At 62.6% G+C, this 12,737-nt stretch carries 11 protein-coding genes; 5 read left to right on the forward strand and 6 right to left on the reverse strand.

Going from position 1 to position 12,737, the window contains the following annotated elements; translation table 11 throughout:
* Positions 1 to 75: 75 nt before the first annotated feature.
* The 3 genes from QN222_RS28165 to QN222_RS28175 form a co-directional block, all read right to left on the reverse strand.
* Positions 76 to 1,620, reverse strand: a complete 1,545-nt coding sequence (locus tag QN222_RS28165) for an MBL fold metallo-hydrolase (protein ID WP_283965515.1) — start codon at positions 1,618 to 1,620, stop codon at positions 76 to 78.
* 9 nt (positions 1,621 to 1,629) lie between these two features.
* Positions 1,630 to 3,765, reverse strand: coding sequence for a hypothetical protein (locus QN222_RS28170; RefSeq protein ID WP_283965514.1), 2,136 nt, complete (start codon positions 3,763 to 3,765; stop codon positions 1,630 to 1,632).
* 178 nt (positions 3,766 to 3,943) lie between these two features.
* The gene (locus tag QN222_RS28175; RefSeq protein WP_283965513.1) at positions 3,944 to 5,980 is read right to left on the reverse strand and encodes an ATP-binding protein; all 2,037 of its coding nucleotides are present in this window, start codon (positions 5,978 to 5,980) and stop codon (positions 3,944 to 3,946) included.
* 327 nt (positions 5,981 to 6,307) lie between these two features.
* On the opposite strand from QN222_RS28175, the gene QN222_RS28180 reads away from it, so the two are divergent.
* Together QN222_RS28180 and ilvN are read left to right on the forward strand one after the other, a co-directional pair.
* Positions 6,308 to 8,086 carry an acetolactate synthase 3 large subunit gene (locus tag QN222_RS28180; RefSeq protein WP_283965512.1) on the forward strand — a complete coding sequence of 593 codons (1,779 nt, stop codon included), beginning with the start codon at positions 6,308 to 6,310 and terminating at the stop codon, positions 8,084 to 8,086.
* Between the two features lie 22 nt (positions 8,087 to 8,108).
* Positions 8,109 to 8,681 carry an acetolactate synthase small subunit gene (gene ilvN, locus QN222_RS28185; RefSeq protein ID WP_283965511.1) on the forward strand — a complete coding sequence of 191 codons (573 nt, stop codon included), beginning with the start codon at positions 8,109 to 8,111 and terminating at the stop codon, positions 8,679 to 8,681.
* A gap of 177 nt (positions 8,682 to 8,858) precedes the next feature.
* Here ilvN and QN222_RS28190 read toward each other — a convergent pair whose 3' ends face one another.
* Entirely contained in the window at positions 8,859 to 9,704 is an 846-nt protein-coding gene (locus tag QN222_RS28190; protein ID WP_284005703.1) for an aldo/keto reductase, read from the reverse strand.
* A 353-nt stretch (positions 9,705 to 10,057) separates the two neighbouring features.
* On the opposite strand from QN222_RS28190, the gene QN222_RS28195 reads away from it, so the two are divergent.
* Positions 10,058 to 10,267, forward strand: a complete 210-nt coding sequence (locus QN222_RS28195; RefSeq protein WP_283965067.1) for a cold-shock protein — start codon at positions 10,058 to 10,060, stop codon at positions 10,265 to 10,267.
* A 154-nt stretch (positions 10,268 to 10,421) separates the two neighbouring features.
* A complete protein-coding gene (locus QN222_RS28200; RefSeq protein ID WP_283965066.1) occupies positions 10,422 to 10,652 on the forward strand; it encodes a hypothetical protein in 231 nt (76 codons plus the stop codon).
* 26 nt (positions 10,653 to 10,678) lie between these two features.
* Here the strand turns inward: QN222_RS28200 and QN222_RS28205 are convergent, their stop codons facing one another.
* Positions 10,679 to 11,407 carry a class I SAM-dependent methyltransferase gene (locus QN222_RS28205; RefSeq protein ID WP_283965065.1) on the reverse strand — a complete coding sequence of 243 codons (729 nt, stop codon included), beginning with the start codon at positions 11,405 to 11,407 and terminating at the stop codon, positions 10,679 to 10,681.
* A 267-nt stretch (positions 11,408 to 11,674) separates the two neighbouring features.
* On the opposite strand from QN222_RS28205, the gene QN222_RS28210 reads away from it, so the two are divergent.
* On the forward strand, positions 11,675 to 12,268 hold the full coding sequence (locus tag QN222_RS28210; RefSeq protein WP_283965064.1) for a LysE family translocator: 594 nt from the start codon (positions 11,675 to 11,677) through the stop codon (positions 12,266 to 12,268).
* Here QN222_RS28210 and QN222_RS28215 read toward each other — a convergent pair.
* Positions 12,260 to 12,736, reverse strand: a complete 477-nt coding sequence (locus QN222_RS28215) for a DUF2269 domain-containing protein (protein ID WP_283965070.1) — start codon at positions 12,734 to 12,736, stop codon at positions 12,260 to 12,262. The genes QN222_RS28210 and QN222_RS28215 overlap by 9 nt on opposite strands.
* Between the last annotated feature and the right edge of the window lies 1 nt (position 12,737).

Consider the following 12,737-nt stretch of genomic DNA (forward strand, 5'->3'; position numbering starts at 1 on the left):
CGTCCGGACTACGCTACGAACGTTCGAGTGGGCGCTAGGATCCAGGAGGCCGCTACGACGGGTTCCCGCAAACGCTCACGCCGGGCTGTCGGCGACGGTATATTCAAAGAAGAGGTCGGTCTCGATCCGCTTGAATTTTTGCCACTCGTCGGCGCCGATGTCACCGGGCTTAGCGACATGGTCGACATCGCTGCGGAAGACGCGACCGCGGGCCTTTTGCATGAGTCTCTCCTCGATGAAGCGAAGCGGATGCTCCCACGGCTTGTCCTTGTGCGCCGCCCAGGGCGTATTGGCGGGGATCATCGCCACGAATTCGTCCTGGAAGGCGTTGCTTGCCAGCCAGGAAAGGTTGGCATAGTCCGCCCCCACGCTGCCGTCGAGCGTGGCATTGTGGCTGCCGTGATGACCGACCTTGTAAAGGACCGTCCGGCCGAGGAGGTCGCGCGCCGTGACGGTTCGGCCGTCGACGCTCCATTTGAGCGGCGCCCAGGAGATCCAGTTGCCGCGCTGGGCGTCGCCGGTGAAGAGCAGCACCTTGCCGGTGCTCGGGAGTTCGATCGCGATGACGAGGCTCGTGTTGTTCACTTCGTCGTTCAGCCTGAGCGCCAGCGTTTCCGCGCTCTCGAGCCAGTCGTTGTCGATCTGCCGCCAGGCCTCGGCACCACGCTTGCCCTTGACGCCATAGTGGTCGACGAAGAACGCCTTCAGGAACGCATCATGGCTTCGCTCGACGTCCTTGCGCGAAATGCCGAAGCGCGGGTCGAACGCGCGGCTCGCGTTTTCCGGGCCGCCGTCGACCGTCGCCGCGAGCAGGCTCAACGTCGCGCCATCCGCCGAGAGCCTGAACTCTTCCTCGCCTTGCGGTTCCAGTGACAGCAGCAGCTCGACATCGCGTGGCGGCCCAAGCGCGTAGACGCGCACCCCATCGACACCCGGCAATCCGTAAGGATCGTGATCGGGCCGCAGGAAAACCGGGTCGCCGGCGATCCGGTCGCGCAGGTATTTGATGGCGCGCTTGTTGGTGATCCCTTCGATGGCGAGCGCGCCCTGCTTTCGGGCCGAGAGAGCCGGGTGGCGCCGCTTGACGTCCCTGAAGCGCTCCCGAAGCCCGTCGGCGGCATCCTCCCCTGTCTCGAAGGACAGGAGATCGCGCAGCATCGTGCGGTTCGGAGAATGGACACCGAAGCCCGCTCGATCGAGCCGTTCATCGGCGCCCATCAGGGCGAGCAGCGTGTCGTGGAAGCGTTCGCGCAGACTGTTGGCGAACGCATCACCATCGTCCTCGGTCCATGCCAGCCAAAGTCCGCCGATCGCGATCGGATCGAAGCACGGCTTTCTCGTCGTGGGGTCCTTCGCCGCGAAGCCGTTGACGTGATCCATATGCTCATGGGTCACCAGCACGACGTCCAGCCGGTTTCCGGTCGCTTCGCCGATGTCGGCGACCACCTTGTCGATCGTCTGTTCGGGCTTGATCTCGGAGTTCGTCCACAGGCCGCAGTCGATCAGCATGTAGAAGGCGCTGCCGTCCACCTTGCGCGTCGCCAGAAGAAAGCAGTCGCCATGGCCCTGCCGATACATGCGCACCGTGACACCGGACTCTGGGGCCTCCATTCTGGGCATAGGCTTCTCCTAGCTCCCCTGTCGGTGAAGATGTGCGAAAATCTCAGGTCGAACGGGTTTGCTCCCGCCGGCGGTGAAGGCGTTTTCCCGGCTCCGCGCCTGCCTGGTCAGGTATGCGCGCATTCTTTCGAGCTCCGCGTCGTCGCAAATGTCGCCGGGCGTGCGGATGACCCGTCGGATCTCGAAGGTCTCGGCGTCGATGAGCAGCGTGCAGCCGCGGCGAAAATAAAAATCGTGGGGACCTTTCGGCGGCTTGCCCTTGTCCGCCGCCTCCTGCTTCTTCGGGTCGAGATAACCTTGGCGGGTCTGCGTCAGTTCGACGACATATTCGCGCTCCATCTGGTCGCGGTTGCCGCGGCGTGCGGCCATGCGAACGCTGTGCACTTCGATCGCCGGGCCGTCGACGATCTTGCTGCGCCGGACCGTCGCCGGCGCGTCGGCATCCGTGCGGATGCGGATGATATCGCGAAGCGGCGCATTCTTGGCCTCGGTGATGAGCCCCCAGAACAAGCGCCCGTAGAGGTCGCGCGCCAGCCATTCGACCTTGCGGTCGGCCTCGAGCCCGAGCTCGAGGAGATTGCGTCCGAGGATTTCCCGGAGCGACGATTTCGACCGCTTGGCGGTCTCCGGCAGGCGGTTGCCCATCGCCTTGTTCAGCTCGTTGAAGACCTCCTGGGCGGTGCGGTCCAGGCCGTCCAGGAACGTCTGGCCCTCACTGTCGTGGAAATCGCTCCGGCTCTTGAGCTCGTCGATCATTTCGAGCGGGCGCGAAAGCAGATAGGCGACATCACCTTTGAGATCGCTCAATCTGGGAAAGACGGCTTTGTAGTCGGCCGCTGCTTCGGCCATCGTCGGCCAGAGCAGCGTCTGGACGGAGACGATCGGCATGTCGCGCGGAACGATGCCCCAGGCCAGGAAGGCCTCCATCACCGCGACGCGATAGTTGTGCTCGTCCTCGGGGTAGAGGTCGCGGTCGGCGGTAATGATTGCGCGCAGGTAGTCGCCGAAGGTGACGTCGACGGGCGGGCAATAGTCGAGCGCGCGAATGCACATCTGCAGGATGTGCCGGGCCGATTTCGATGCTTCCTGCGCCAGCCGGTTGACGAGATCGGGATGCAGTGCGCCCGCCGGCAGAATGCCCGTGCCGCTCGACGCGATGCGCAGCAGGTCGGATATGCGCGCGCGATAGATCGACAGGAACGCCCGGAACACGGCGGCCACGAGGATGGCGCCGCGGTCATGCACCTCCTCCGTCTCACGCAGAAGCCTCGGATTGGGTTCATGCGCCCGCCAGACGCCGTCCTTCCAGCCGCCAAGCGCATCGCGCAACGCCGTTCCGCGGCCGAGGACCTGGCCGAATTCCTGGGCGAGCTGGCCGAGGAGGTTCTGGCTCTCGAGGTCGCCGCGCGTGCGGGCGATCTGGTCCTTCAACACGTCCGGATAGGAGAAATGCTGGAAGATCGCGACGATGTCGGCGAAAGCCTCGTGCAGGGCGAGCACGTCCGGATTGGTCGCCTCGCTGAAGCGCGGGTGCATGCCGTCGAGCAGTGCGTGCGAGGTCTCATGGGCGATGATGTCGTGGGAGAGGCAGGTGAATATAATCGTTCCGGCGGGTGCCCCCGACTGGCCTTCGCCGGCCGCGAAATAGCCGAAGAGGAGCGCCTTCTTTTCGGGGCTGTAATAGGCGTTGGCGTCACGAAGCGCGTGCGGATAGATGCGCAGGCGCTGGACATATTGCGGATTGATCCACCGGCCTTGCTCGTCGCGGTCGCGCGGCGCCCAGAGCGCGACCCGGCCGAGGGCAATTTCGAAATTGACGATGGTGTTCATCGCCACCGCATAGGTCATCTGCTGGTGGAATTGCGGGTTCCATTCCGCGGGCCTGAGGCCATTGTCGGCAAGCAGGCTCGGATCATGCAGGTTGACCGGCGCGTAGACGAGATCGAGCGACGGGTCGAAGTCGACCACCTCGACATATTCCCCGACCGGACCGACGAACGGCGCGCCGGGGTCGAGCTTGTCCATTTCCCAGGGGATCGAAACGATGACCTCGTTGAGTGGCAGCGTTTCGTGTCGCCGCCCCATGCTCGGGTCGAAGGCGAAGATTCGGAGCTTGCGCGGAGGCATGGTCGACAAAACGGACATCTGCTCCTCCCGAAATTGCCGCCGCTATTTGCTGCCCAGTCTATGCATTCCTTGAAGTTCGATAGTGCAACAGGAAGGATTGGCCTGCGTAAGAGGTTTGTCAACTCACGATTGCAAACGTGGTGGCGGCTTCCTCCGGGGAGGATCTCCCCGAGGGCATCCCAGCAGTGTCGACGGCCTATTTGCGGATGAGGCTGCCGAGCGGGCGCTTGAGCAGGCTTTCGCGTAGCGAGCCCTCGCGGCGCGGCTCGGTTGTCGGGTGCGCGAGGCGCGGATCCGGGGCCTGCGGCTTCGGACTGCTGTCCCTTTCGGCCTGGCCGGAGAGAATCTGCTCACGGATCTGGTTGAAACGCTCGAGCTGCGGGTTGACCGGGTCCGGGCGCGGAAGCATGTCCGGTCGGTAAGGCTCGAACGCCGGCTCGTGCCAGGCTTCGGCCTCGGATGGCAGGTCGGCGCCATGGCCGACGCCGTGAATGGGTTCATCATCCTCAAAAGTCGACGTCTTGGCGTTCTGCGCCGCCAGATAGCTCTGCTGGAAGTTTGAAATGTCCGGCCCGGCGACCGCCCGCATCCGGCTGACGATCGACCGCAGGTCGACGCTAGGCGCGGCGTCCTCGTCCACCTTGTCGGTGATGCCGTGGGCACGCGGCAGGCGCCGGTCGTCGACGCGGGTGAAGCGCATGCGCATCGGGACGGCGACCGCCTCACCGAAGGCGATTGCTTCGCCATTGCCGATCGAGGAGATGAAACTGGTGGTGGAGATCGACGAATTCGAGATCGCCGAGCGGATGATCTCCTGGTCGCGATCATTGGCAAGCCGCATGGCGAAGACGGTCGAGCATTGAGACAGGATCGTCGGGTCGAGCTCACCCGGGCGCTGCGTGATGATGCCGAGCGAGACGCCGTATTTGCGGCCTTCCTTGGCGATGCGCGCGATCGCCTGGCGGGTCGGCAGGAAGCCGAGCGAGGCATCGGCCGGCACGTAGCGGTGCGCTTCTTCGCAAACGACCAGCATGTGGATGCCGCCGTCGCTCCAGAGCCCAATTTCGAAGGCCATGCGGCAGAGCACCGAGGCGACCGAATTGACGACTTCCGAAGGAATACCCGCGAGCTCAAATGTGGCGATCGGCTTGCCTTCGCCGGGAATGCGGAAGATCTTGGCGATCGTGTCCTGGATCGTGTCCTGGATCGTGTTCGACGAGAACATGAAATGGTAGCGCGGATCGTTGATCGCCGAGATGATCTTGATCTTGAGCGAGCGCAGGTGCGGCTTGTCCGTCCTGCCTTCCAGACGGCCGATGCGCTCATCGATCATCGCCAGCAGATCGGCGATACGGTAGGGCACGGGGGTATCGACGGTGATCGAACTCTTCTCGTTCTGACGGCGCATCAGCCCGGATTCGCCGCCCTTGAAAGCCTTCTTCGCATCGGGAATGATGTCGCGCAGGATGTCGAGTTCTTCCGGCACGGGCGGGCGTCCACGAAAGATGACTTCGGCGAATTCTTCCAGCCTGAAAAGCCAGAAGGGGAGGTCGAGCGTATCCGTGTCGATGACGACCGCATGCTCCGGGAAGGCGGCGGCGAACTCGTTGTGCGGATCGAGGATCAGCACGCGCAGCTTCGGATCGGCGGCGATCGCCTTGTTCAACAGCAGCGTGACGGCGGTCGATTTGCCGACGCCGGTCGTTCCGACGATGGCAAAGTGCTTGGCGAGCATCGACGGCACGTGGATCGTGGCGTCGAGGCTCTCGTCCTGAGTCAGCTTGCCGATGACGCAGCTGTCCGTCTGGCCCGTCTCGTAGATGCGGGCGAGGTCGGTGGCGCGGATGCGGTGGGCGATGGCGCCGAGATAGGGATATTGGCTGATGCCGGTCGAGAACGACTCGCGTCCGTCCGCATCGGTTTGGACCTCGCCCATAAGCTCGACCTCGATGCGGAAGGTGTTGTTTGTCTGCTCGCCCCATTCGCTGGCGACGGTCTGCATGGCATAGACGAGCGCCACGACGCGGTTCGTGCCGACGGAAATGGAAATCAGGCGACCGACGGACCACAGTTCCGTCAGGGAGGTTTCGCCGTCTTCGGCAACTGCGGCGATCGTTGCGCGCGAGCCGCTGCAGCCAACGACACGACCGAGGAAGCGATTACCGGGCTTAAGGCTGTCACGGCGATCCTGCTCTCCGGCAGGGACCGAGGAATGACGATCACTGTCAAGCAATTCAGCACCTCACGCGACGAATAGCTCGATAGATTAGCGGAGGGGATTTAATAAGTGGTTTCGCGCTTTTATCGAAATATCCCTGTTTCTTTCGCCTTTTGCGCGCAGTCGGAAAAGGCGTTGACGGGCAGGATTTTTCTGTTTATCAAATCGCCCCATGAAAAATTTCGCGGTTATTCTTGTGGTGGGACGGCGCATGGGCAGGATGGTGTAACCATCCGGCGGTAGCCACCCATGCGCTGAACGAGGCTCCTGAAGGGGCCTTTTTTTATGCCCTGAGAAAAGCTAATCACACCCCAAACCTTGAAAAGGGACGGAAGCAGGCCAATGAGCGGAACAGAAAACCAGATGACGGGCGCGGAGATCGTTCTCCAGGCACTGAAGGACAATGGCGTCAAGCATATCTTCGGCTATCCTGGCGGTGCCGTGCTTCCGATCTATGACGAGATCTTCCAGCAGGAAGAGATCGAACACATTCTTGTCCGCCACGAGCAGGGCGCCGGCCATATGGCCGAGGGCTACGCCCGCTCCACCGGCAAGGTCGGCGTCATGCTGGTCACCTCCGGCCCCGGCGCGACCAATGCGGTCACGCCGCTCCAGGACGCGCTGATGGATTCGATCCCGCTCGTCTGCATCTCCGGCCAGGTCCCGACCCCGCTGATCGGCTCGGACGCCTTCCAGGAATGCGACACCGTCGGCATCACGCGGCCCTGCACCAAGCACAACTGGCTGGTCAAGGACGTCAACGATCTCGCCCGCATCATCCACGAGGCCTTTCGCGTCGCGCAGTCCGGCCGTCCCGGGCCGGTCGTCGTCGACATTCCGAAGGACGTCCAGTTCGCGACCGGCACCTACACGCCGCCGTCCGCCGTTCCGACCCAGAAGAGCTACCAGCCGAAGACGCAGGGCGATCTGAAGAAGATCGAGGAAGCGGTCGAGCTGATGAAGACGGCGCGCCGGCCGATCATCTATTCCGGCGGCGGCGTCATCAATTCCGGCCCGCAGGCATCGCATTTCCTGCGCGAGCTGGTCGAACTCACCGACTTCCCGATCACCTCGACGCTGATGGGCCTCGGCGCCTATCCGCATTCCGGCAAGAACTGGCTCGGCATGCTCGGCATGCACGGCACCTACGAAGCCAACATGGCCATGCACGACTGCGACGTCATGGTCTGCATCGGCGCCCGCTTCGACGACCGCATTACCGGCCGCCTCAACGCGTTTTCGCCGAACTCGAAGAAGATCCACATCGACATCGACCCGTCGTCGATCAACAAGAACGTCCGCGTAGACATTCCGATCCTCGGCGATGTCGCGACGGTACTCGAGGACATGGTCCGCCTGTGGCGCGCCGCGGCGAAGACCGTCGACAAGGCGCGGCTGGAAAACTGGTGGACCGGTATCGCCAAGTGGCGGGCGCGCAATTCGCTGGCCTATACGCCGAACGACGACGTCATCATGCCGCAATATGCGATCCAGAGGCTCTATGAGCTGACCAAGGACCGTGACACCTACATCACCACCGAAGTCGGCCAGCACCAGATGTGGGCGGCGCAGTTCTTCGGCTTCGAACAGCCGAACCGCTGGATGACCTCGGGTGGCCTCGGCACCATGGGCTACGGCTTCCCGGCCGCCGTCGGCGTCCAGGTCGCGCATCCTGAGAGCCTCGTCATCGATATCGCCGGCGACGCGTCGATCCAGATGTGCATCCAGGAAATGTCCTGCGCGGTCCAATACGGGCTGCCGGTCAAGATCTTCATCCTCAACAACCAATACATGGGTATGGTCCGGCAGTGGCAGCAGCTGCTCCACGGCAACCGCCTGTCGCACTCCTATACGGAAGCGATGCCGGATTTCGTCAAGCTGGCGGAAGCCTATGGCGGCGTCGGCATCCGCTGCGAAAAGCCGGGCGAACTGGACGAGGCGATCCGCCAGATGATCGACACGCCGGCGCCGGTCATCTTCGACTGCCGCGTCGCCAACCTCGCCAACTGCTTCCCGATGATCCCGTCGGGAAAGGCGCACAACGAAATGCTGTTGCCCGACGAGGCGACGGACGAAGCGGTCGCCAATGCGATCGACGCCAAGGGTCGCCAGCTCGTCTGATGAAAAGGTAGGAAAGAACAAAATGAGTGCACATCTTCAGCCGACGGGCTCTGCCTATTTCATCGCCAAGGAGACGGAACTTGCCGAAACGCACACGCTCTCCGTTCTCGTCGACAACGAGCCGGGCGTGCTCGCCCGCGTCATCGGCCTCTTTTCCGGCCGCGGCTACAACATCGAAAGCCTGACGGTTTCCGAGACCGAACACGAGGCGCATCTGTCGCGCATCACCGTCGTCACGCGCGGTACGCCGCACGTGCTGGAGCAGATCAAGAACCAGCTCGAACGGCTGGTGCCCGTGCATCGGGTCGTCGACCTCACGGTTCGCGCTGCCAACCTTGGTCACGATCGGCCGATCGAGCGCGAACTGGCGCTCGTCAAGGTGCACGGCTCCGGTGACCACCGCGTGGAGGCGCTGCGGCTCGCGGATGCGTTCCGTGCTTCCGTCATCGACGCCAATATCGAGCACTTCGTCTTCGAGATCACCGGCAAGCCGTCGAAGATCGAGCAGTTCATCGCCATCATGAAGCCGCTCGGCCTGATCGAGGTCTGCCGCACCGGCATCGCCGCGATGAACCGAGGCCCGCAGGGGATGTGATGGCTGCCTGAAACTGGCGTCGCTGAATAGCAGTTGCCCCTCTCCTCGGGTTTAACCCGAGGACTAACCCTCTCCCCGCGCGGGGAGAGGGGACTTGGGGCGGCGCGGCATATCCCTTCGCCCCGTTGGCGGGAAGAGGGTGCCGGCGGGGGATGAGGGCCTGATACCGCAGTCTCGTTAAATAACCTCCAGCCGCATCTTCCTTCCTGGCGGCGGAAAGAGCCGGTCGAGCTCGGCGAGGTTTTGCGCCGTGAAATGAATGTCCATCGCGTCGCGGTTTTCGCGGGCGCGGTCGGCCGAGCCGGTCTTCGGGATCGAGATGACGCCCGGGCGGCTCTTGAGGAAGGCGAGCGCCACCTGCGCCGGGGTCGCCTGATGCGCCTTGGCGATGTGGATCAGGCCGGCGTTGTGAAGCAGCCGCCCCTCGTCAAGCGGCGAATAGGCCATGACCGGTACACTGCGGTCGCGGCACCAGGGCAGGAGATCGTATTCGATGCCGCGGCGGGCGAGGTTGTAGAGTACCTGGTTGGCGGCGACGTTCCTGCCGTCCGGCACCGATTCCAGTTCCTCCATATCGTCGACATCGAAGTTCGAGACGCCCCAGGCGGCGATCTTGCCGGCCTTCTTCAGCATCTCGAAGGCTCCGACGGTCTCCGCAAGCGGATATGCGCCGCGCCAATGCAGAAGATAGAGATCGATCCGGTCGGTACCGAGGCATTTGAGGCTGCGTTCGCAGGCGGCGACGGTGCCGGAACGGCTGGCATTGGAGGGCAGCACCTTGCTGACGAGAAAGAGCTCGTCACGCCGGCCTTTGATCGCCTCGCCGACGATGCGTTCCGCACCGCCATCGCCGTACATCTCGGCCGTGTCGATCAGCGTCATGCCGAGGTCGAGCCCGGCTTGCAGGCTGCGGATTTCCTCCGCGGCCTGAGCGCGGTTCTCGCCCATGCGCCAGGTGCCCTGGCCAAGCACCGGAACCGTGCGGCCGTCAGGAAAAGTGGTGGTCGGGATCGGATCGTGCATCGGAAATTGCCCTGAGGTTGGCTGGACACGCCAAGATTAAGATCCGATGCAAGAAAGTCCATAAGGACAAACGTGGCTAGCATCGCGGCACCAGGCCTGCGTTCGTACCGCTGCATTCGGCCGTCGCCGGAAGATGACGATAGCGGCGCGCCGCCGCTAACTCGCCGAGAAATAAAAACAAATCGCGCCTTGCAAGGGACACAATTGTAACTTACATAGTTTAGATCGATATTGCTCGACGATATTTGTTTCTGCGCCTTGGCGCTTCGTCACGAAGATCCTGACAAAATCGGTTTTAATACATCGCGGGAACGCGGTGTTGTTCTTCCATGAGCGATTGAAAGGATGCCAGCGTGGCTTCTGGAACAGTAAAGTGGTTCAATAGCACCAAGGGCTTCGGGTTCATCCAGCCGGATGATGGTGCTGCGGACGTGTTCGTGCACATCTCGGCCGTTGAGCGCGCCGGCCTGTCCACTCTCAAGGACGGCCAGAAGGTGAGCTTCGAACTCGCACAGGATCGCCGCACGGGCAAGACGTCGGCGGAAAACCTGCGCGCCCTTTGAGTTTGCGCACGCGATTGTGCTCCATGATCGCATTAGACGAGATTATCATCTCCCCGCCTTTGACCACGGATGTACTGGCACTGGCGGGTTGAGATGATGAGGGAAGGTCGGGTTCGCCCGGCCTTTTTTATTGCCGTCAGTAAGGAGTAAGTTGATGAAGGAAAGTCAGGCCAACAGCGTTTTCAAGCAGGGCAAGAAAACTCCATCCGACCGCGCCGACCAGGCGACCATTGCCTCGCGTGCCATCATGGAGCAGGAGAAGGTCGCCCGCGAAAAGAAGACGGCCCGCCTCCGGCAACTGCGGCTGGAAAAGGAAGCCGCCGAGGAAGCGGCAAATCCGGCCGCTGCGCCGAAAGAGAAGCGAAAGGCACAAAAGCGGAAATAGGTATCCGCTTTCTGGAGGCTCGTTGCCTAACGCTGGGCGGCGACCAGAAGCATCATTGGGCGGTCGACCTCTTCCGCGAGATCGGGAATGGCGGCGAGCTGCTCGGCTGTCGGGCTCCACTCCTCGACATGGCGGATCGAAAAGCCAGCCTTGACTAGCGTGTTCAACGTAGTGCCGATCGTGCGGTGATATTTGACGACGCCCTTGGCCAGCCAATCGGTGATACGTTTCCCCTCGGCCGAATAACGATCGAGCGGCCAGATCCTGCGGCCGTCCGCATCGCTGGACCAGCCCGGCTTGCTCGGCGCCATATAGATCGGATGCTCGATCGTGAAGATGAAATGGGCGCCGGGCACAAGGCTCGCATGGATCGTGCGCACCAGCCGGTTGAAATCTTCGATATAATGGAGGGCGAGCGAGCTATACGCGAAACCGAAGCTCATTTCCGGCAGCACGAGATGATCGAGATCTGCAATCCGATATTCGATCGCCGTGTCGTCCGTATCCTTTCTCGCCCGTGCGATCATGTTCTCCGAAACGTCCAGTCCGAGCACATGGGCCGCACCGTTCTGGCGTGCCCAACGGGCAAACCACCCGAAGCCGCAGCCGAGATCGACCACGCGCAGGCCCCTGAGGTCCGGCAACATGGCCCGGATCGCCGGCCATTCGGGGGCGCCATCGAGCCCGTGCACGGATCGCGGGAGCTGGCTGTAGCCCGCGAAGAACTCGCGTTTGTCGTAGATATTCTGTGCCATCTGAGCGTTTCCATATCGCGAACGCGGCCAATTTCCACGCGTCCGGGATGTTGTCAAGGCAACTGTCGAATGCCGGCTTCGCTGACTGAAGACAGCCCATCAATTCCGGTTTTGTCACCATGACAAATACCAGCTGGTCTTTGCCTTTAGGTCAGGTAGGCTGACTTAAATTACCTGGAACCGATTCCGGTTCTGACGGATTGCCACGATAAATCAGATAGATCTGGCGCGGTCGCCACGGCGGCGCTGCGCTGCAGGAGGAAATGCATGCAACTGGATACGCTGCTCGCGCTGTTCCTGTTTGCCTTCACGACGTCGATTACGCCGGGGCCGAACAACATGATGCTGTTTGCGTCAGGCGTGAACTTCGGTTTCGCACGCACCATTCCGCATATGCTCGGCATCGGCGTCGGCTTCTTCGTGCTCCTGCTCGCAGTCGGTCTCGGGCTTGGCGCGCTGCTCCATTCGGTGCCGCTCGTCTACACCACGCTGAAATTTGCCGGTGGCGCCTATCTCGTCTGGATCGCCTGGAAGATCGGGACCTCGCGATCGCTCGGTGAGGGCAAGGCGAGTGCGCGGCCGATGACCTTCCTGCAGGCCGCCGCCTTCCAGTGGGTCAATCCGAAAGCCTGGGTCATGGCGGTCTCGGCGATGGCCACCTATACCAGCAGCGACAGCTATTTCTTGAGCGTGCTTGCCGTCGGACTCGTCTTCGCGCTCGTCAACGTGCCGAGCGTTTCGACCTGGGCTGGCTTCGGCTCGGCGCTCCGGCAATGGCTCTCCGAACCGTCGCGGCTCAAATGGTTCAACATCTCCATGGCCGTGCTGCTCGTCGTCAGCCTCTGGCCGATGCTAAAATAGACGGATGTCGGGCTTTGTCAGCATCAGCCAGAAGATGGCGATGACGGCCAAGAAGGCCGGAAAGCCAAACGCGAACCAGATGCGGTAGAGCCGATCGAAAGCCGGCGGCAGAGGCGCTTCCGCTGCAGCAGCCTGCTTTGCAAGGTCTCGCAACCGGATCTGGATCCAGACGACCGGCAGCCAGAAGAGTCCGGTGAAGACGTAAAGTGCCAGCGACAGCGCGATCCAGCCCTCGGCAAGCGGCCAGCCAATCGCGCGCGCCAGCCCGTAGCCGGTCAGCGGCTGCAGCACGACCGCGGTCGCGGTGAAGATCGTATCGGCAACAACCACAATTCCGGCGACATGGGCGATGATGCGCGGATCGCGACTACGCTCGGCCATCACCATGAAAAAGGCGATGCCGGCGCCGGTGCCGAAAAGCACGGTCGCGCCGAGTACGTGAAGGAGCCGGAGGAGATCTTCGAGCACC

Origin of the sequence: Sinorhizobium sp. 6-70 (genome assembly GCF_030124375.1) — a bacterium.
GTDB lineage: Bacteria > Pseudomonadota > Alphaproteobacteria > Rhizobiales > Rhizobiaceae > Sinorhizobium.